This window comes from Ligilactobacillus saerimneri (genome assembly GCF_036689625.1).
Lineage (GTDB): Bacteria > Bacillota > Bacilli > Lactobacillales > Lactobacillaceae > Ligilactobacillus > Ligilactobacillus saerimneri.
In genome coordinates, this window is the sequence record NZ_CP144759.1 from 273,191 (window position 1) to 292,500 (window position 19,310).

The window sequence follows — 19,310 nt, forward strand, 5'->3', positions numbered from 1 at the left end:
AGATAATAATTCAATCTATAAGAACAGTATAACAGTTTCAATAAAAAATAACACTTATTTTGATTGATAAACGCCGATATGATAGCGATTAATCACTATAAATGAATATTAATATGCAAAAAAGCGGAAATAAACTCTTTCTAAAAGGGATATGCTATACTGAAACAAAGAAAAACGTCCCCAACTGGAGACCGAAGCGGTCGCCGGGTTTTTTGGTATGGATAAAATGGAGTGATTTGTGATGAAAATGGTTGTAGGCTTGGGTAATATCGGGAAAAAATACGAAGCAACGCGGCATAATATAGGATTTATGGTTGTCGATGAGTTGGCACAAGCGTATGGAGCAACTTTTACTAAGGAAAAGATGAATGCTCTGGTAACTGAGATTTTTATTGCTGGGGAAAAAGTGTTACTGGTTAAGCCAACAACATATATGAATGAATCTGGACGTGCTGTTCGTCCGTTAATGGATTTTTACAAAATTCCCGTCGAAGATATTATCATTTGTCATGATGATATGGATTTAGATATTGGAAAGTTACGCTTGCGTCAAAAAGGATCTGCAGGCGGACACAACGGGATTAAGAGTATTATCAGTCATGTTGGAACGCAAAGCTTTAAGCGGCTACGGGTCGGTATTGGACACCCAGATAAAATGACTGTGGTTGACTGGGTATTATCGCGTTTTAGTCAGGCCCAAAAAGCAGTAATTACGGATACGATTGCAGATGGAGTAGCTGCGATTGAGGAATGGGTCAAGACAGACAATTTTGCTAAAGTGATGAATGATCATAACTAAAAAAGATCAAAGGGTATGAAAGGAGGGAGTGTACGAAATGCAGTTAGATCACCTTTTGGACGGCGTCCCTGAGTATGCTAAGTGGCGCGATCACTTACCAGCAACAGGACGCTATCAACTGACAGGATTGCTGGATTCAGCTAAAACAATGGCTTTGGTTGATTTGTGGCGCCACCGTTCGCAACCATTAATGATTGTCGTGGATGATTTATACCATGCACAAAATTTGGTTGCTGACTTAACAAACTTGGTCGCTGCTGAAGACGTTGAGATGTTTCCCGTTGAAGACTTGATGGCGGTCGAGATGGCAGCTAGTTCCCCTGATTTTCGTCGCCAAAGAGTAAGGGCGTTGGATGCTTTGGTACGGGAACAACACAAGATTATTGTAACTACGGTGGCGGGGATGCAACGTTTTTTGCCCCAGCCACAAGCGTGGCAAGACTACCAGGTGCAATTGGAATTAGGTCAAGACTTAGATCTTGAATGGACCCTTGCCCGCCTGAGTGTAATGGGATATCAACGGCAAAAAATGGTATTAAAGCCAGGAGAGTTTGCTGTACGGGGATCAATCTTAGATATCTATCCGTTAGATGGAGAAAACCCAATTCGGGTAGATTTATTTGATACAGAAGTTGACTCTTTACGCACTTTTGATGTAGCAGAACAACGGAGTATTGCTAATATTGATCGGGCAACGATTATTCCGGCGACTGATTTTATTGCTAGTTTCGAAATGCTTAACCGTGCAGCGGAACAAGTAGAAAAACAGTACCAATCTGCTGTAAATAAAACTCAGGATCAAGGGCTGCAGGAACAAATGCAGCAGTATTTTCCTCCGGTGGTGGCTGCTCTTAAGCGTGGAGAACTTGTGGCAGAGTACTTGCCGTTAAGTGAGATGATTTTTACACAGCCGGCAAGTGTGATTGATTATGTTCCTGCTGGAAGCATTATTGTTTATGATGACTATAATCGTTTGCTAGACCATGCCGAAAAAATGCGACTGAATACCGCCCAGTGGCAAACTGAGCGAATGGCAAGCGGACGATTGCTACCTAACCTTGCGTTACATCATGATATTAGAATTCTCCAAAAAGCAGATCATCAGCACCTGATTATTTTTAATTCGCTTTTTGCTAAGGGTATGGGACGGATGACACTTGATGGAACAGTGGAAGTCAAAACCCGGGCAGTACAACAGTTTTTTGGGCAGATGCCACTGCTCAAAGTAGAAACAGATCGCTGGCATAAGCAAGGACAAACAGTTGTTTTGTTGGTTAGTGACCCTAAGCGTATTCCCAAATTAGAGCAAACCTTAGCGGACTTTGAAATACCAGCTATTGTTACACCGGCAACAGCCCTGCAACCTGGGACATCCCAGATAGTTGAAGCCAGCCTAACCAAGGGTTTTGAGCTTCCAGTTGCTAAAGCAGTTATACTAACTGAATATGAGTTATTCCCTAAAACGACCAAGAAACGTCCCCGGCGGCTAACGATGAGCAATACCGAGCGGTTGAAAAGCTACAAAGATCTCAAAGAAGGCGACTATGTAGTACATGTCAATCATGGGATTGGTCGGTACATTGGGATGAAGACTATGGAAGTCCAAGGAAAGCACCAGGATTATATTACGATCGAATATCAAAAAGATGATCGTTTATTCATCCCAGTGACACAATTAGACCGCATTCAAAAATACGTTTCTGCTGAAGGAAAGCCCCCTCACATTAATCGGCTTGGAGGCAGTGAATGGAAGAAAACTAAACACCGAGTGGCTAACAAGATCGAAGATATTGCGGATGATTTGATTGCTTTATATGCCAAGCGGGATTCTGAAAAAGGGCATGCTTTCCCGCCCGATGATGATTACCAACGCGAATTTGAGGATGCGTTTGCGTATACAGAAACGCCTGACCAGTTACGGTCAGCAAAAGAAATTAAAGCGGATATGGAGAAGCCAAAACCAATGGATCGTTTGTTGATTGGTGATGTTGGCTTTGGAAAAACGGAAGTTGCTTTGCGGGCTGCTTTTAAAGCGGTAGAAGATGGAAAACAAGTTGCTTTACTGGCCCCGACAACGGTACTTGCACAACAGCATTACGAAACAATGATTGAACGTTTTAATGATTTTCCGGTAGAAATTGGAATTTTATCGCGTTTTAGCACCTCCAAGCAGGTCAAAGAAACTTTAACTGCTCTTAGAGAGGGGAGACTAGATATCATTGTTGGTACCCACCGATTATTGTCAAAGGATGTACAGTTTGCTGATTTAGGTTTATTAATTATCGATGAGGAACAACGGTTTGGTGTCAAGCATAAAGAACGTCTCAAAGAATTACGCACTAACGTGGATGTATTGACTTTAACGGCAACACCGATTCCACGAACACTGAATATGTCAATGCTTGGAGTGCGGGACCTATCAGTTATTGAAACACCACCGCAAAACCGGTATCCAATTCAAACGTATGTTATCGAGCAAAACTATGGTGTGGTTGTTGATGCTATTAGGCGGGAACTTGAGCGGGGAGGCCAAGTATTTTATCTCCATAACCGTGTAGAAGATATTGAGCAAGTAGTTCATTTCCTCAATGATTTAGTTCCAGAAGCACGCATAGTTGCGATTCATGGTCAGATGACAGAAGCACAATTAGAGCGGACATTGTTTGACTTTATTGCTGGAGAGTATGATGTGCTAGTGACAACAACAATTATTGAAACAGGGGTTGATATCCCTAATGTTAATACATTACTGGTAGAAAACGCTGACCGGATGGGTCTTTCACAGCTTTACCAGTTACGGGGCCGGGTTGGACGGTCGAACCGAGTGGCATATGCATACTTTATGTACCAACCCAACAAAGTATTAACAGAAGTAAGTGAAAAGCGCCTCGAAGCGATTAAAGATTTTACGGAACTTGGTTCAGGGTTCAAAATCGCAATGCGGGATCTAGCTATACGAGGGGCTGGTAACCTTTTAGGTAAACAGCAACATGGGTTTATTGATTCAGTTGGGTACGATCTTTATGTTGAGATGCTCAATGAAGCGATTGCTAAAAAGCGGGGGCAGCATGTTACTCCTAAGACAAATGCGGAAATCAATTTGGACATTGAAGGTTACCTTCCTGCTACCTACATTGCTGATCCCCAACAAAAAATTGAAATCTATAAGCGGATCAGTCAATTTGAAAATGAGGCCCAATATCGGGAAGTACAAGATGACCTAATTGATCGCTTTGGTGAGTATCCTCAAGCAGTGGCTAATTTGTTAGAAATTGGTCTCCTTAAAGTTTACGCTGACCAGGCGTTGGTTGAGGAGATCCAACAAAAGGGCAGGCGAATTAACGTAATATTTACTGCAACCAAGACCCAGCAGGTAATGCCAAAGCAACTCCTGCAGGCATTAGCAGTTACAAAACTCAACGCCACAATCAACCCGCGGGGAAACAAGACGGAGGTTAGTCTAGTTGTGCAACCTAAGATGACAGCAACGATGGTTGTGACCGAATTACAAAATTACTTCAAACAGGTTATTGCACTCATCTCGAAAGAGGCAACGCCGTCCCGTCCAACAAAAGGAGTTAGTGGACAGAATGAGTGATAACAAAGAAGTGACAACAATCATGCGCGGGGCGTTAATCTTATCCTTGTCGTCCCTAATTGCTAAAATTCTCAGTGCTTTTTATCGCATTCCGTTTGAAAACCTAGTTGGAAATATTGGATTCTATGTTTACCAACAAGTTTATCCATTATATGGAATTGGAATGACATTTGCCTTATCAGGATTACCAGTGTTTATTTCTAAAGTTACAGTGGAGGCTCACGATGAACGAGCACAATGGCGGACAGCGCAACAGTTATTAGTATTGTTGAGTGGGGGTTCTTTGCTCATCTTTGGCGGGTTAATGGGACTGGCACCAACACTGGCGCTCCACATGGGGGATCGGCAATTGACTGTAATTATTCGCAGTGTTGCGTGGATGATCCTTTTGATGCCGATTTTGGCAGTAGGACGAGGATTTTATCAAGGTAAACTAAATATGGTGCCAACTGCGATTTCTCAAGTTAGTGAACAAGTGGTTCGAGTGGGAGTGATTGTTGGTGTAGCTTATTATAGTGTTCAGCATCATTGGTCTGTGTATCGGATGGGAGCCGGTGCGATGCTGGGAGCGACTATTGGTGCAATAGTGGCTAGCCTGGTTTTCCTTCCTTTAGGTCCCAAAATCAGTAAAAAAGTAAAAAAGCAACAGTGCTTTTCGTACAGGATATTAACTAAACGTTTGTTGACAGAAGGATTAGTAATTTGCCTGTTTGCGGCTTTAATGCTGATTTTGCAATTAGTGGACTCCTTTACAGTTAAACAGGCTTTGGTAGCTAATGGAATGCCTGATCTGGTAGCCAAAGCGGTCAAAGGAAACTATGACCGCGCTCAGCCCCTAGTACAGGTGGGAACTGTATTAGCAGTTAGTTTCTCAGCAACTCTTTTACCATCATTAAGTAAGGCTTTAGCTAAACGTGATATGGAAGCTTTTCGTGCGGTAAGTCAATCCCTCATCAGGATTAGTGTGACGGTCGGGGTTGCTGCTACGGTGGGGTTAATTACCTTGATGCCCGCAATTAATACGGTTTTGTTCAAGGATGCAGTGTTGAGTACCACACTAGCAATTTATTGCTTGAGCATCGTGTTAGTTACCCTAATTACAAATTACAATGCCCTCTTACAGAGTATAGACCGGGTGCAAGTGACAGTGGTTAGTTTTTTAGCAGGGGTTATGGTTAAGTTGCTAACAAATACTATTTTGATTCGGTGGTTAGGTATTAGTGGCGCTAGTTGGGGAACTGTTTTGGCATTAACAGTAACACTAGTTATTATGTTGCTCCAGCTCCCCCCACTGGTCCAGCATTTACTATATGATTATCGCTTCTGGAAAAAATTATGTTTGGCGGTTGGCATTATGGCTGGTGTGACTGTTAGTCTAATGGTGGTAGTCCAACATTATTTACAACTGACAAGACTTGTTGCCATCGGTACTACTGCAAGTGGGGTTATTCTGGGTGGTTTGATTTTTATCGGGTTAAGTTTAGAAACAGGACTTCTGACACAGGCGGAATGGCAGAGTTTGCCAGGAGGGACGCGGTTATGGACCTTGTGGCATAATATAAGAAAAAAACGGAGTGAACAATAATGCGATTAGATAAATTTTTGAAGATCTCTCGAATTATTAAGCGGCGGACAGTTGCCAAAGAAATTGCTGACCAAGGCCGGGTAACAGTTAATGGTAAGCAAGCCAAGTCATCCACAAAAGTGGCAATTGGCGATATTGTAGTGATTGTTTTTGGTAACAAAACGCTCACAATTAAGGTTAAGGAATTACGGGAGACGACTAAGAAGGGTGAAGCTGACAGCTTATTCGAATTAATCTCTGAAGAATATAAAGAAGATTATCGAATTTAATTAATCTACAATTAGGCAATTTAATTTTGTTATAATACAAATAATTAATACGGATGAAAAACACGCAAAGGGACGAAAAGCCATGCCGAAAAAATCAAAGATCAAAGTTCTCCATCGGGATTATACTGAGCGGCAAGAACAGCTTGCACGCCAGTATCAGCAAACGGACGAAGCACGCAAACACCACCAGGTGCGTCTATTAAGTTTGGGGTTAGTTGTGACGATCATTACGGTGGTGTGCTTATTTCAGATTGTACAAAGTCGGGTAACAGTGGTAAATTTGCAAAAGCAAACCACTGATGTAAATAAAGAACTCAAGACAGTTCAAGCTAAAAATGATCAACTTAATCAGCAGGTTAAGCAACTCAAAGATAAAGACTATGTCCAGAAATTAATTCGGGAAAAGTATTACTACACTAAAAAAGGTGAAACAGTGTATACCATCCCCAAAGACTAATTAGGATGGTATACGGCTTTTTTGCATTCTTAATCGGTAATCATCTGTGTTATACTAAGACTACGAGTTATTTTAAGGAGGATATAAGTTTTTTATGTCAGTTGAAGTTGGAGCGAAGGTAAAGGGTAAGGTCACTGGGATCACTAATTTTGGCGCATTCGTTGATATTGGCAATAATACAACTGGATTGGTTCATATTAGTGAAATATCGGATAAATACGTTAAGGATATTCATGATATCTTAACAGTCGGCGACGAGGTTACTGTCAAAGTAATGTCAGTTGGCGATGATGGCAAAATCGGTTTATCCATTAGAAAAGCGGCTGATAAGCCTCACCGGGAAGATAGTCATCCAAAACATTTCAATAAATCAAATAACCGGGACCGGCGGGAAAATAATAACCGGTCAGAAAGAAGCTTTACTCATGGCAGTCGCGGATTCCAGCGCAAAACTGAACATAAAAACCAAGACTTTGATTCCATGCTGGCAGGCTTTTTAAAGGAAAGTGATGAAAGATTGACATCACTACGGCGTAATACTGAAGGTAAACGTGGTGGTCGAGGCGGCCGTCGAAGCTAAATACAACGACAATGAGGCTGGGGGGAATTTTCTCCCAGCCTTTTATTTATTGAATAAGTTTCTGACGTGAAAAAGCTTACAACCAGATGTAAGCAATAATTTACGGTATGAACTAGAAGTTAAGTTAAATATATAGTTAGGGGTGAAAATGTGGATCTAGAAAAGCAATTTTATCAGCGTATACAAAATTTAGGATTAGCTAGAAAAAAAGTGTTAGTAGCGTATTCAACAGGGGTCGATTCAACCGTTTTACTCCATCTTTTACAGACGTTACCGGTAGCGGTCCGGCCACAAATTTATGTAGCATACATTGATCACCAAATTCGTGAACAAAGTGTTGTGGAAACAGCGTATGTTAAGGAATATTGTCGCCGCCAACATTTACCACTTTTTGTCAAAGTATGGCCGCGAGCGGATCATCCCGCAACTGGGGTGGAAGCAGCCGGAAGGGAGATTAGGTATCATTTCTTTGCAGAGACAATGCAACGTGAAGGAATTCCTTATTTGGTGACGGCCCACCATGCGAATGATCAGGCTGAAACATTTTTGATGAAACTCTTACGTGGTGGTGACCTGGAGCAACTAGTAGGGATTCGCCATCAACGACAGTTTCAAGGTAAGTTTCGTTTAGTCCGTCCACTGCTAGGAATTTCCAAAGCTACGTTACGGCATTATGCAACTGTTCATCAGCTCAAATATTTTGAAGATTATACTAATCATACTGATGACTATTTGCGTAACCGTATGCGCCACAACGTAGTTCCGCGGTTACAAGCAGAAAATGAGCAGACCTTAGCTCATATCCAAGAATATCAAGACCAATTAGCGGATGTTTTGATGGTTGCGCAAGCAGCAGCTGCTGCCAAATTGGATGAAATTAAATTGCGTACAGGAAGGTATTTGGTTGCTTATTGGGTGCGCTTGGCGAGTCCATGGCAAAAATTAGTGCTTAAAGAGTTGTGTCGCACCCAACACGTGCAGATTACTGGAGAACAGTTAGAACAATGTGTTGCTTTATTGCGCAATGATAGCAAACCACAAGGGCAGGTAATGCTGGGGCAGTCATGGTGGTTAGTTAAAGAATATACTGTTTTTTACTTAGCTCAGCGAGCTGATAATCATGTTGATTCGGACGAGAAATACGAACTAAAATTAAATCAGTGGGTAAATATTTCGGCTTATGAACGCTTCGGACTCTTTGAAGTGACGACTTATCAACCCGAGTTACATGATGATGTTTTGAAGATAGACAGTCTTGATAAACCGCTATATATTAGGCATCGCCGCCCCCATGATCGGTTGAAAACTACTAGTGGGAGTCAGAAAGTCAAGCGGATCCTGATTGACCATAAAATTCCCCGATCACAGCGAGATCAAATTTGGTTAGTCACTACTGATGAAAATGAAGTTTTATGGGTAGTTGGTTTAAAGAAATCTGATTTGTCAAGACCCGCAGACCATGCTAAAATTCAATACGTAATAGTACACCAATCACGGTGAGAAAGAGGTCAGCGAATGAACAACGACATTGACAAGATTTTATACAGTAGCGCAGATATCCAAGCCGAAGTTAAGCGTCTAGGCCAGCAACTTGCGGCTGATTATCATGGGAAAAATCCATTGGTAATTTGTATCCTAAAGGGTGCAATTCTCTTTATGGCGGATATTGTTCGGAATATGGACATTCCGTTGGAGATGGACTTCATGGATATCTCTAGTTATGGTGCCGGCACGATCTCTACTGGGGAAGTTCGTATTCTTAAGGATTTAGACTCATCAGTTAAAGATCGGGATGTCTTGATTGTGGAAGACATTGTAGATACAGGTCGGACGCTCAAGGCTCTGTCAGACCTATTGAAGCAACGAGAAGCTAATTCGATTAAGATCTGTACGTTACTAGATAAACCAGAACGCCGGGTTGAAGGAGTCGACGTTGATTATGTTGGTTTCCAAATTCCGGATGAATTTGTCGTTGGCTATGGGATGGATTACGCTGGCCACTACCGCAATCTTCCTTACGTAGGTATTTTAAAGCGGGAAGTTTATGAGAATAATTAATAGTCAACAATGGTCAATTGTGCTATGATTGTACTCATATCAATGTAAATTATGGAGGAAATCTATGAACAATAATCGAAATGGGCTTCTTCGTAGTAGCTTATTTTATATTGTAGTTTTCCTTGGCATTATGGGGGTCCTGTATTACTTCTTTGGAAGCAAAGCAAGTTCTCAGACCCAACAAATTCAATCCAGTCAATTTATCACTGAATTGCGTAAGGACAATGTCAAGAGCTTTACGGTTCAGCCTTCTGGTAGTACCTACAAAATTACTGGGACATACAAGAAGGCGGCCAAGACCGAGTCAAAAGCTAATGATGGCTTGAGTCGGTTAACTGGTGGAGCAACGTCAGAAGCAAAGTCATTTAGTACTAATGTATTGACGAATGATTCTACCATGAGCCAGATCCAAAAGTATGCTACGAAGAACCACGTCACAAATGGTGCTAAGGAAGAAGAATCTAGCAGTATGTGGATTCAACTGGCAGCATACATCCTACCAGTAATCTTCTTTATTGCTATCTTCTATATGATGATGGGCCAGGCTGGTCAAGGTGGCGGCAACGGCCGCATGATGAACTTTGGCAAGTCTAAAGCCAAACCAATTGAAAAGAAGAACAACAAGGTTCGTTTCTCTGATGTCGCTGGTGAAGAAGAAGAAAAACAAGAATTAGTCGAAGTAGTTGAATTCTTACGGGATCCACGAAAGTTTCTTTCTTTGGGAGCACGGATTCCATCAGGGGTGCTTTTAGAAGGACCTCCTGGGACAGGTAAAACTTTACTGGCTAAAGCTGTTGCTGGTGAAGCTGGAGTACCATTCTTCTCGATTTCTGGTTCTGACTTCGTTGAAATGTTTGTTGGGGTCGGGGCTAGTCGTGTGCGTGATTTGTTTGAAAACGCCAAGAAGAATGCTCCTTCAATCATCTTCATCGATGAAATCGATGCGGTTGGACGTCGCCGTGGTAACGGTATGGGCGGGGGCCATGATGAACGCGAACAGACCTTGAACCAACTGCTAGTTGAAATGGACGGTTTTGCTGGTGATGAAGGGGTCATTGTAATGGCTGCTACTAACCGGTCTGATGTTTTGGACCCAGCGCTATTACGGCCAGGTCGTTTTGACCGGAAGATCTTAGTTGGTCGACCAGATGTCAAGGGTCGTGAAGCCATCCTAAAGGTTCATGCGCGGAATAAGCCATTAGCCAATGATGTTGACTTGAAGGAAATTGCTAAGCAGACACCAGGCTTTGTTGGGGCTGACTTGGAAAACTTGTTAAACGAAGCTGCATTGCTGGCAGCTCGGAGAAATAAGAAGCAAATTGATGCCTCCGATGTTGATGAAGCTGAAGATCGGGTGATTGCAGGTCCAGCCAAGAAGGATCGGGTAATTTCCAAACGGGAACGGGAAACAGTGGCATACCATGAAGCTGGGCATACGATCGTTGGGCTAGTGCTTAACGATGCCCGCGTAGTCCACAAAGTTACTATTGTACCGCGGGGCCGCGCTGGCGGTTATGCTATCATGTTGCCTAAGGAAGACCAAATGTTAATGACTAAAAAAGATGCTCAAGAACAGATTGCTGGTCTGATGGGTGGTCGTGCGGCTGAACAGATCATCTTTGGGACCCAGTCTTCGGGTGCATCCAATGACTTCCAACAAGCAACGCAAATTGCACGGGCAATGGTAACCCAATATGGGATGTCCGAAAAGCTCGGACCAGTTCAATACGAAGGTCAAAGTGGAATGTTTGCCGGTGATATGGTACCTGGCAATGCACCATTCTCAGCTCAAACAGCTAACTTGATTGATAGTGAAGTAAAGCGTTTGGCTGAAGAAGGAATGCAAAAGGCGACAGAGATTATTGAAGCTCACCGTGAACAGCATAAGCTGATCGCTGAAGCCTTGCTCAAGTATGAAACCCTGGATGAAAAGCAAATTCTTAGTTTGTTTAAGACAGGTAAAATGCCACAGCAAACACAGAGTGAATTCCCAAGTGAACGTGCAGCTACGTTTGAAGAAGCCAAGAAGGCTTTTGAACAACGCGATGCTGCTCGGGCTAAGGCGGCTGAAAAAGAAGAACGTCAAAAGGAAGAAGCTCAACAAGCAGAAGATGATCAACCGATCGACTTCTATCCACAAGATAAAGACCGCAGTTAATGCGGTGTGTGTGAATAACGGGGAAAAACAATTTATTGTTTTTTCGCCGTTATTTTGTTTATTATAGAAAAGAAATTATTGTCAAGTAAGGAAGGACTAAAATGAGCGATTACTTAGTTAAGGCATTAGCCTATGATGGCCAGCTGCGGGCGTACGCAATTGATGCGACCCAAACAGTTGCTACGGCACAAACCAAGCAGGGAACATGGAGTGCAGCCACAGCAGCTTTGGGGAGAAGCATGGTTGGTACGCTTCTGTTGAGTGCAGCCGAGCTGACCAATGATGAAACGTTGACTGTCAAAATTAACGGGGATGGCCCTGTTGGGGGAATCGTAGTGACAGGGAATGCCCGTGGGACTGTCAAAGGTTATGTTCAGCATCCAGAAGTTCATTTACCTTTGAATGAGCACCATAAGATTGACGTCAAAAAAGCTGTGGGAACAAAAGGATTCTTGGCGGTGACCAAGGATTTGGGACTAAAAGAACCATTTACAGGGGAAGTACCATTAGTTTCAGGAGAACTAGGGGAAGATTTTACCTATTACTTGGCTCAATCAGAACAGATTCCATCTGCTGTTGGCTTATCAGTATTTGTAAATCCCGATGATTCGGTAGAGGTTGCTGGTGGATTTATGATTCAAGTGATGCCAGATTGTCAAGAAGAGGTCATTGCCGGTCTTGAAAAGCGACTGCAAGAATTACCATTGGTTTCTGAAATGTTGCGGCAAAATAAAACACCAGAAGATATTTTATATGCTTTGTTAGGTGAATCTAACGTTAAAGTTTTAGAGAAAAAAGCAGTTGCGTTTAAGTGTGACTGTTCAAAGGCAAAGTTTGCTGGAATGATGGCTACTCTACCAAGTGCTGACATTGATCAGATGATTGCTGAAGATCATGGCGCGCAAGCTGTATGCCATTTTTGTGGTAAGAAATACGATTTTACTGCAGCTGAATTACGTGCGATCGAGGAACATGCACAAAATAAAAAAACTAAGAAAGAAGATGATGAGAAGTGACAGAGTGGAAAATTGGTGATGTGACAATTCCCAACCGTGTGGTAGTGGCACCGATGGCGGGGGTGACAAATGTTGCTTTCCGGATGATCTGTAAAGAATTTGGTGCAGGGTTGGTAGTTTGTGAGATGATTTCTGATAAAGGAATTGAATATCGCAATAAGAAGACATTGGAAATGCTATTCGTTGATCCCCGTGAACATCCAGTGAGCGTGCAAATTTTTGGTGGGAGCAAGGATACCTTAGTTGAAGCTGCTCAATTTGTGGCTGAAAATACTGCTACTGATATCATTGATATTAATATGGGATGTCCGGTGCCCAAAGTGACTAAAACAGACGCGGGTGCTCGCTGGTTGCTAGATCCAGACAAAATTTATGAGATGGTAAGCGCAGTAACATCTGCAGTTGATATCCCGGTAACAGTAAAAATGCGGACAGGTTGGGATGAAAATCATATTCTTGCAGTTGAAAATGCTTTAGCTGCACAAGAAGGTGGTGCCAAGGCATTGGCTATGCACGGTCGGACGAGAAAGCAACTTTACTCTGGCCATGCTGATTGGGAAATTTTACATGATGTTGCCCAGAAATTAACCATTCCATTTATGGGCAACGGGGACGTTCGGACTCCTCAGGATGCAAAACGAATGTTAGACGATGTAGGAGCAGACGCTGTGATGATCGGACGGGCTGCTTTAGGGAACCCATGGATTGTTCGGCAAACGGTTCAGTATTTGGAAACAGGAGAATTGTTGCCAGAGCCAAGTCCGGAGGAAAAAATTAGAGTAGCAAAAGAGCACCTTCATAGATTGGTTAAAGTAAAAGGAGAAAAAATCGGTCCGAAAGAGTTCCGTTCGCAAGCAGCATACTATCTAAAAGGCATCCGCCGTTCTGCCCGGGTTAAAGCTGCACTAAATGAAGCAGAAACGGAAGAAAAAATGACGCAAATCTTCGATGGTTTCTTGGAACAATTATTAACAAAAGATTAGAAAAAAATAAGTGTTTTTTGTTGACAGGCTCATTTACTATGCTATAATCAAGATAACTTTTAGGAAAGTGGGGATAAAGAAATGGCAAATAACGAAACCATGAATGATCAGTTCCGTGTTCGTCGCGAAAAGATGCAAGCTTTGAGCGACGCAGGCATTGCTCCGTTCGGACACCGCTTCGAACGCGACACGATGGCAGGTGATTTACACGCTAAATTTGACGGCATGTCAAAGGAAGAGGTTGCTGAAGCTAAAGCTGTAGTAACTCTTGCAGGGCGGATCATGGCTAAACGTGGCAGCGGAAAGACTGGCTTCGCTGATCTTCAAGATCGTTCCGGTCGAGTACAGATCTACGTACGTAAGGACGTTCTTGGCGATAAAGATTACGAAGTCTTCGATCATTTGACTGACATCGGTGATATCGTCGGTGTTACTGGTGATGTTATTAAGACTGACTCCGGTGAATTAACACTGCGAGTGACTGAATACACCTTCCTTTCAAAGGCATTACGTCCTTTACCTGACAAGTTCCACGGTTTACAAGATAAGGAAGCTATCTATCGTCAACGTTATCTTGATTTGACAACTAACCGCGACAGTCTTGATCGCTTCATTAAGAGAACAAAGATTATTGCTGCTATTCGTAAGTATATGGATGATAACGGCTTTATCGAAGTTCAAACACCAATTTTACAAATTCAAGCTGGTGGTGCCGAAGCACGTCCATTCATTACACACCAAAATGCAATGAACATTGACATGTATCTCCGGATTGCTACTGAATTATATCTGAAGAGATTAATCGTTGGTGGTCTTGAACGTGTTTATGAATTAGGTCCTGACTTCCGTAACGAAGGTATGGATAAGAAGCACAACCCAGAATTCACTATGATTGAAACATATGCGGCTTACTTCGACTTCCAAGATGTTATGGATGAAACAGAAGGTATTTACAAGGCTGCTGCTCATGCTGTTAGCCCAGACGGCAAGGTAACTTACCAAGGAACCGAATTAGACTTTGGTAAGCCATTCCGTCGCTTGCACATGGTTGATGCTATCAAGGAATATACTGGTATTGACTTCTGGCAACCAATGACTGACGAAGAAGCACGGCAATTAGCACGTGAACACAACGTTGAAGTTGAAGACTACTACACAGTAGGTCACGTTATTGCTGAATTCTTCGATGAATTCTGTGAAGATCACATGATTCAACCAACATTTATCTATGGTCACCCAACAGCAATTTCACCATTGGCTAAGAAGAATGCTGATGATCCTCGTTTCACAGATCGTTTCGAACTTTACATCTGTGGTAACGAAGGTGCTAATGCCTATACGGAATTGAATGACCCAATCGACCAACGTGAACGTTTCGAAGCTCAAGACAGCGAACGTGAAGCTGGTAACGAAGAAGCTCACGGTGTTGACGAAGACTACTTGAAGGCTATGGAATATGGTATGCCTCCTACAGGTGGTTTGGGCATTGGGATTGACCGTTTGGTAATGTTCTTGACTGACGCACCATCAATTCGTGATGTTATCCTCTTCCCAACTATGCGGCAATTGGACGACAACAACTAATAACATCTATGGACTCGCTTCGGCGGGTCTTTTTTATTTTACAAAGGTTTTTGCGGGGCGTTATTAGTGTTGAAAGCCAAATACTAGAGCACAAGTAACAAAAAGTATTTAAGAGAGCTTTTGACAGTGAAACTGTGCTGATAAAATTCGAAAATGTTCTTATTGTTCCTTAGTAGCGAGTGTTTAATAGTCTATGAATCAGTTGGCCTAACTTTTATTATTATGGAAGTTGGGCTTGTTTAGATGTAGAAACGCTTTGAAATAAATTAAAAATAGATTATAATACATTAATAAAAATGGTGTATATGGTATATAGCAATGCGGAAACACGTAAGGGGGGAACACGATGGAAACGGGGAGAGGGCAACTATTAAAAGTAAGTTTGACGACGCTTATTAACGCTTTAGGCGCGACGATTTTTACCTATGTGCTATCACTAAAACTTTTGACGGTTACCGGATCTGCCATAGGCTACGGAGTTAATATTTTTATTGGACCAGTAGTTGGAATGATCTTTGCACCGCTTATTGGAAAAATAATTGATACATATTCGAAAAAGAAAATTGCGATCTTAGCGGAGCTAGGATTGATTATCTCGTTACTTACCTTCTTAGAGGTGTATCCGTATGTTCAAAACAACTTGCTGTATGTTGCGATCGGGTTTACATGCTTTAATAATCTATGTGCTCGTTTTTTCACAATTTCGTATCTCTCATCTGTACCAGATCTTGTAGAAAAAAGTCAGCTTCAAAGGTTGAACGTTGTTCAAACTACGGGTGTTGCGATTACAAATATGCTTGCATTACCAATTGCTGGTTTTTATATGGATTAATACCGTTTGAAAGATTAATCTGGATAGAAATCGTAACAGAGTTGCTGACATTATTGTTAACAAGAAAGACTAAGTTTAAGGTAACGAAGAGTAATCTTAATATAGATGATCACGATAAGACAAGCATCATTAGTATTTTGAACAAACACGTTAGCTTATTAGAGTTGATTATTGTAGTAATGATATTAAATTTTGCAATAACTTCAATTGAGATAGGTGTTCCTTATACCATTGTGAAGGTGTTAAAGAAATCAACTACAATTAGCGGGAATATACAGGGATTATTTTCACTAGGGATCGTTATTGGTGGGGGAATAATTTCAATCATAAGTCTAAAAGATGTGCTGGTATTTACTAGGCGAATATACAATACTTTTACCCTGATGCTAGTTATTTTCGGGATCAGTATTTATTGGTTGCCTAACTATACATTAGAAGTTTTTGTGATATTTGAACTAAGTTTGGGTTTTATGACAGCTATTTCAGATCCACCGCTGTTTACATATATCCAAAAAGAAATACCCCGAGAGTATTTAGGAAGAATTAATACGTATTTATATACTAGTGTTCAATTACTTACACCTTTGGGGGTTGCGGTATATAGTTCCTTATTTGAATTACTTAGTTATCAGCAGGTTTATTTGATTAGTGGAGTATTTGTGTTACTGGTAGTTTCCATAGTGAAAAAAGCTCACTTGTGGTTAAGGTGATTAATAGCGTAGCGGTAGTGCTTGTGAGAAGGGTACTATAGCTACGCTATTTAGTAGGTAGGGAAAGTTTTAGTAGTTGTTTGCAGAAATAAGTAGTGGCCCCTAAGTGAAAAGGATTACATTTATTTTTTGCAAAAAAAGTGTTGACGGGCAGATAAAGAGTTGGTAAGATATTTTTTGTTGTCAATTGCAAGTCATTTATTGATTGCAAAAAAGATGTTGACGAGTTATCATAATAATGATATATTATTTTAGTCGCATCGCGACAAAGTAGATCTTTGAAAACTGAACAAAGTTTCGACAAATCAAATGTGTAGGGCTTCTTGCTAGACGCAAGAGCAAAACATTTGCGAATGTCAATTCGCTAGTAATTTTTACGAGTCTGATCGACTTAAGATTTTAAATCGAGAGTTTGATCCTGGCTCAGGATGAACGCTGGCGGCGTGCCTAATACATGCAAGTCGAGCGCATCGGCCCAACTGATTGAAGATGCTTGCATCCGATTGACGATGGTTTACCGATGAGCGGCGGACGGGTGAGTAACACGTAGGTAACCTGCCCAGAAGCGGGGGATAACACCTGGAAACAGATGCTAATACCGCATAGGTCATTTGACCGCATGGTCAAATGATTAAAGATGGCTCTGCTATCACTTCTGGATGGACCTGCGGCGTATTAGCTAGTTGGTAAGGTAACGGCTTACCAAGGCAATGATACGTAGCCGAGTTGAGAGACTGATCGGCCACATTGGGACTGAGACACGGCCCAGACTCCTACGGGAGGCAGCAGTAGGGAATCTTCCACAATGGACGCAAGTCTGATGGAGCAACGCCGCGTGAGCGAAGAAGGTCTTCGGATCGTAAAACTCTGTTGTTAGAGAAGAACACGGGTGAGAGTAACTGTTCACCTGTTGACGGTATCTAACCAGCAAGTCACGGCTAACTACGTGCCAGCAGCCGCGGTAATACGTAGGTGGCAAGCGTTATCCGGATTTATTGGGCGTAAAGGGAACGCAGGCGGTTCTTTAAGTCTGATGTGAAAGCCTTCGGCTTAACCGAAGATGTGCATTGGAAACTGGGGAACTTGAGTGCAGAAGAGGAGAGTGGAACTCCATGTGTAGCGGTGAAATGCGTAGATATATGGAAGAACACCAGTGGCGAAAGCGGCTCTCTGGTCTGTAACTGACGCTGAGGTTCGAAAGCGTGGGTAGCGAACAGGATTAGATACCCTGGTAGTCCACGCCGTAAACGATGAATGCTAGGTGTTGGAGGGTTTCCGCCCTTCAGTGCCGCAGCTAACGCACTAAGCATTCCGCCTGGGGAGTACGACCGCAAGGTTGAAACTCAAAGGAATTGACGGGGGCCCGCACAAGCGGTGGAGCATGTGGTTTAATTCGAAGCTACGCGAAGAACCTTACCAGGTCTTGACATCTTTTGACCACCTAAGAGATTAGGTTTTCCCTTCGGGGACAAAATGACAGGTGGTGCATGGTTGTCGTCAGCTCGTGTCGTGAGATGTTGGGTTAAGTCCCGCAACGAGCGCAACCCTTGTTGTCAGTTGCCAGCATTCAGTTGGGCACTCTGGCGAGACTGCCGGTGACAAACCGGAGGAAGGTGGGGATGACGTCAAATCATCATGCCCCTTATGACCTGGGCTACACACGTGCTACAATGGGCAGTACAACGAGTCGCGAAACCGCGAGGTTTAGCAAATCTCTTAAAGCTGCTCTCAGTTCGGACTGCAGGCTGCAACTCGCCTGCACGAAGTCGGAATCGCTAGTAATCGCGAATCAGCATGTCGCGGTGAATACGTTCCCGGGCCTTGTACACACCGCCCGTCACACCATGAGAGTTTGTAACACCCAAAGCCGGTGGGGTAACCTTTTGGAGCCAGCCGTCTAAGGTGGGACAGATGATTGGGGTGAAGTCGTAACAAGGTAGCCGTAGGAGAACCTGCGGCTGGATCACCTCCTTTCTAAGGAATAATACGGAACCTACACGTTAGTTGAAACTTTGTTTAGTTTTGAGAGGTCTACTCTCAAGCTTGTACTTTGAAAACTAGATATCATAATAAATTTTCTTGATTAAAAAACCGAGAACATTGCGTTTTGAAGAGTTTTTAAACATCAAAATTAGTTCTTAATTGCGAAACTCATAAAGCTTATTAAAATAAGCGGATAGGTTAAGTTATTAAGGGCGCATGGTGAATGCCTTGGCACTAGGAGCCGATGAAGGACGTGACTAACTGCGATAAGCTTCGGGGAGTTGTAAGTAAACTGTGATCCGGAGATTTCCGAATGGGGCAACCCAATAGTCCTAACGGACTATTACTACTCAGTGAATACATAGCTGAGCAGATGGAAGACGTGGGGAATTGAAACATCTAAGTACCCACAGGAAGAGAAAGAAATTCGATTCCCTCAGTAGCGGCGAGCGAACGGGGAAGAGCCCAAACCAAGAAGCTTGCTTCTTGGGGTTGTAGGACTGGTGTTTTGAGTTACCAAGAGATGAAGTAGTTGAATGACCTGGGAAGGTCAGCCACAGAGAGTGATAGCCTCGTAAACGAAACTTCGTTTCCTCAAACCAGGATCCTGAGTACGGCGGAACACGTGAAATTCCGTCGGAATCCGGGAGGACCATCTCCCAAGGCTAAATACTACCTAGTGACCGATAGTGAACCAG

Annotated in this window: 14 protein-coding genes and 2 rRNA genes (1 of these 16 cut by a window edge); all 16 read left to right on the forward strand. The window is 42.6% G+C overall.

Annotation, left to right across the window (positions count from 1 at the left end; all coding sequences use genetic code 11):
- Nucleotides 1-241 precede the first annotated feature (241 nt).
- On the forward strand, nucleotides 242-799 hold the full coding sequence (gene pth, locus V3C97_RS01280; protein ID WP_180849271.1) for an aminoacyl-tRNA hydrolase: 558 nt from the start codon (nucleotides 242-244) through the stop codon (nucleotides 797-799).
- A 37-nt stretch (nucleotides 800-836) separates the two neighbouring features.
- Nucleotides 837-4,397: a transcription-repair coupling factor gene (gene mfd, locus V3C97_RS01285; RefSeq protein WP_278838076.1), complete on the forward strand. Its 3,561-nt coding sequence runs from the start codon at nucleotides 837-839 to the stop codon at nucleotides 4,395-4,397.
- A complete protein-coding gene (locus V3C97_RS01290) occupies nucleotides 4,390-5,982 on the forward strand; it encodes a polysaccharide biosynthesis protein (RefSeq protein WP_338434299.1) in 1,593 nt (530 codons plus the stop codon). Before mfd ends, V3C97_RS01290 begins: the two co-directional genes overlap by 8 nt.
- The gene (locus V3C97_RS01295) at nucleotides 5,982-6,251 is read left to right on the forward strand and encodes an RNA-binding S4 domain-containing protein (protein WP_009555509.1); all 270 of its coding nucleotides are present in this window, start codon (nucleotides 5,982-5,984) and stop codon (nucleotides 6,249-6,251) included. The genes V3C97_RS01290 and V3C97_RS01295 overlap by 1 nt, the downstream gene beginning before the upstream one ends.
- An 82-nt stretch (nucleotides 6,252-6,333) precedes the next feature.
- Nucleotides 6,334-6,708, forward strand: a complete 375-nt coding sequence (locus V3C97_RS01300) for a septum formation initiator family protein (protein ID WP_338434300.1) — start codon at nucleotides 6,334-6,336, stop codon at nucleotides 6,706-6,708.
- Nucleotides 6,709-6,802: 94 nt separating this feature from the next.
- Entirely contained in the window at nucleotides 6,803-7,288 is a 486-nt protein-coding gene (locus V3C97_RS01305; protein WP_009555505.1) for a S1 domain-containing RNA-binding protein, read from the forward strand.
- 210 nt (nucleotides 7,289-7,498) lie between these two features.
- Complete coding sequence (gene tilS / locus V3C97_RS01310; RefSeq protein ID WP_283147033.1) at nucleotides 7,499-8,788, forward strand: tRNA lysidine(34) synthetase TilS; 1,290 nt, start codon at nucleotides 7,499-7,501, stop codon at nucleotides 8,786-8,788.
- Nucleotides 8,789-8,803: 15 nt separating this feature from the next.
- Entirely contained in the window at nucleotides 8,804-9,346 is a 543-nt protein-coding gene (gene hpt, locus V3C97_RS01315; protein ID WP_338434301.1) for a hypoxanthine phosphoribosyltransferase, read from the forward strand.
- Nucleotides 9,347-9,410: 64 nt separating this feature from the next.
- The gene (gene ftsH / locus V3C97_RS01320; RefSeq protein WP_338434302.1) at nucleotides 9,411-11,504 is read left to right on the forward strand and encodes an ATP-dependent zinc metalloprotease FtsH; all 2,094 of its coding nucleotides are present in this window, start codon (nucleotides 9,411-9,413) and stop codon (nucleotides 11,502-11,504) included.
- Between the two features lie 101 nt (nucleotides 11,505-11,605).
- The gene (hslO, locus tag V3C97_RS01325; RefSeq protein ID WP_027826506.1) at nucleotides 11,606-12,520 is read left to right on the forward strand and encodes an Hsp33 family molecular chaperone HslO; all 915 of its coding nucleotides are present in this window, start codon (nucleotides 11,606-11,608) and stop codon (nucleotides 12,518-12,520) included.
- The gene (gene dusB, locus V3C97_RS01330; RefSeq protein ID WP_338434303.1) at nucleotides 12,517-13,503 is read left to right on the forward strand and encodes a tRNA dihydrouridine synthase DusB; all 987 of its coding nucleotides are present in this window, start codon (nucleotides 12,517-12,519) and stop codon (nucleotides 13,501-13,503) included. Before hslO ends, dusB begins: the two co-directional genes overlap by 4 nt.
- An 81-nt stretch (nucleotides 13,504-13,584) precedes the next feature.
- Nucleotides 13,585-15,087: a lysine--tRNA ligase gene (gene lysS, locus V3C97_RS01335; RefSeq protein ID WP_009555493.1), complete on the forward strand. Its 1,503-nt coding sequence runs from the start codon at nucleotides 13,585-13,587 to the stop codon at nucleotides 15,085-15,087.
- 346 nt (nucleotides 15,088-15,433) lie between these two features.
- Nucleotides 15,434-15,919: an MFS transporter gene (locus V3C97_RS01340; protein WP_338434304.1), complete on the forward strand. Its 486-nt coding sequence runs from the start codon at nucleotides 15,434-15,436 to the stop codon at nucleotides 15,917-15,919.
- Between the two features lie 53 nt (nucleotides 15,920-15,972).
- Nucleotides 15,973-16,629, forward strand: a complete 657-nt coding sequence (locus V3C97_RS01345; protein WP_338434305.1) for an MFS transporter — start codon at nucleotides 15,973-15,975, stop codon at nucleotides 16,627-16,629.
- Between the two features lie 400 nt (nucleotides 16,630-17,029).
- Nucleotides 17,030-18,603 (forward strand): 16S ribosomal RNA (locus tag V3C97_RS01350).
- A 205-nt stretch (nucleotides 18,604-18,808) separates the two neighbouring features.
- Nucleotides 18,809-19,310: ribosomal RNA gene (locus V3C97_RS01355) — 23S ribosomal RNA — on the forward strand (it continues 2,417 nt past the right edge of the window).
- Together the 16S and 23S rRNA genes form the textbook arrangement of a ribosomal RNA operon.

Excerpts from the sequence above, each read along its gene's own strand:
- pth (WP_180849271.1), top strand. The coding sequence starts at position 242 with ATGAAAATGGTTGTAGGCTTGGGTAATATCGGGAAAAAATACGAAGCA.
- mfd (WP_278838076.1), top strand. The coding sequence starts at position 837 with ATGCAGTTAGATCACCTTTTGGACGGCGTCCCTGAGTATGCTAAGTGG.
- V3C97_RS01290 (WP_338434299.1), top strand. The coding sequence starts at position 4,390 with ATGAGTGATAACAAAGAAGTGACAACAATCATGCGCGGGGCGTTAATC.
- V3C97_RS01295 (WP_009555509.1), top strand. The coding sequence starts at position 5,982 with ATGCGATTAGATAAATTTTTGAAGATCTCTCGAATTATTAAGCGGCGG.
- V3C97_RS01300 (WP_338434300.1), top strand. The coding sequence starts at position 6,334 with ATGCCGAAAAAATCAAAGATCAAAGTTCTCCATCGGGATTATACTGAG.
- V3C97_RS01305 (WP_009555505.1), top strand. The coding sequence starts at position 6,803 with ATGTCAGTTGAAGTTGGAGCGAAGGTAAAGGGTAAGGTCACTGGGATC.
- hpt (WP_338434301.1), top strand. The coding sequence starts at position 8,804 with ATGAACAACGACATTGACAAGATTTTATACAGTAGCGCAGATATCCAA.
- ftsH (WP_338434302.1), top strand. The coding sequence starts at position 9,411 with ATGAACAATAATCGAAATGGGCTTCTTCGTAGTAGCTTATTTTATATT.
- hslO (WP_027826506.1), top strand. The coding sequence starts at position 11,606 with ATGAGCGATTACTTAGTTAAGGCATTAGCCTATGATGGCCAGCTGCGG.
- lysS (WP_009555493.1), top strand. The coding sequence starts at position 13,585 with ATGGCAAATAACGAAACCATGAATGATCAGTTCCGTGTTCGTCGCGAA.
- V3C97_RS01340 (WP_338434304.1), top strand. The coding sequence starts at position 15,434 with ATGGAAACGGGGAGAGGGCAACTATTAAAAGTAAGTTTGACGACGCTT.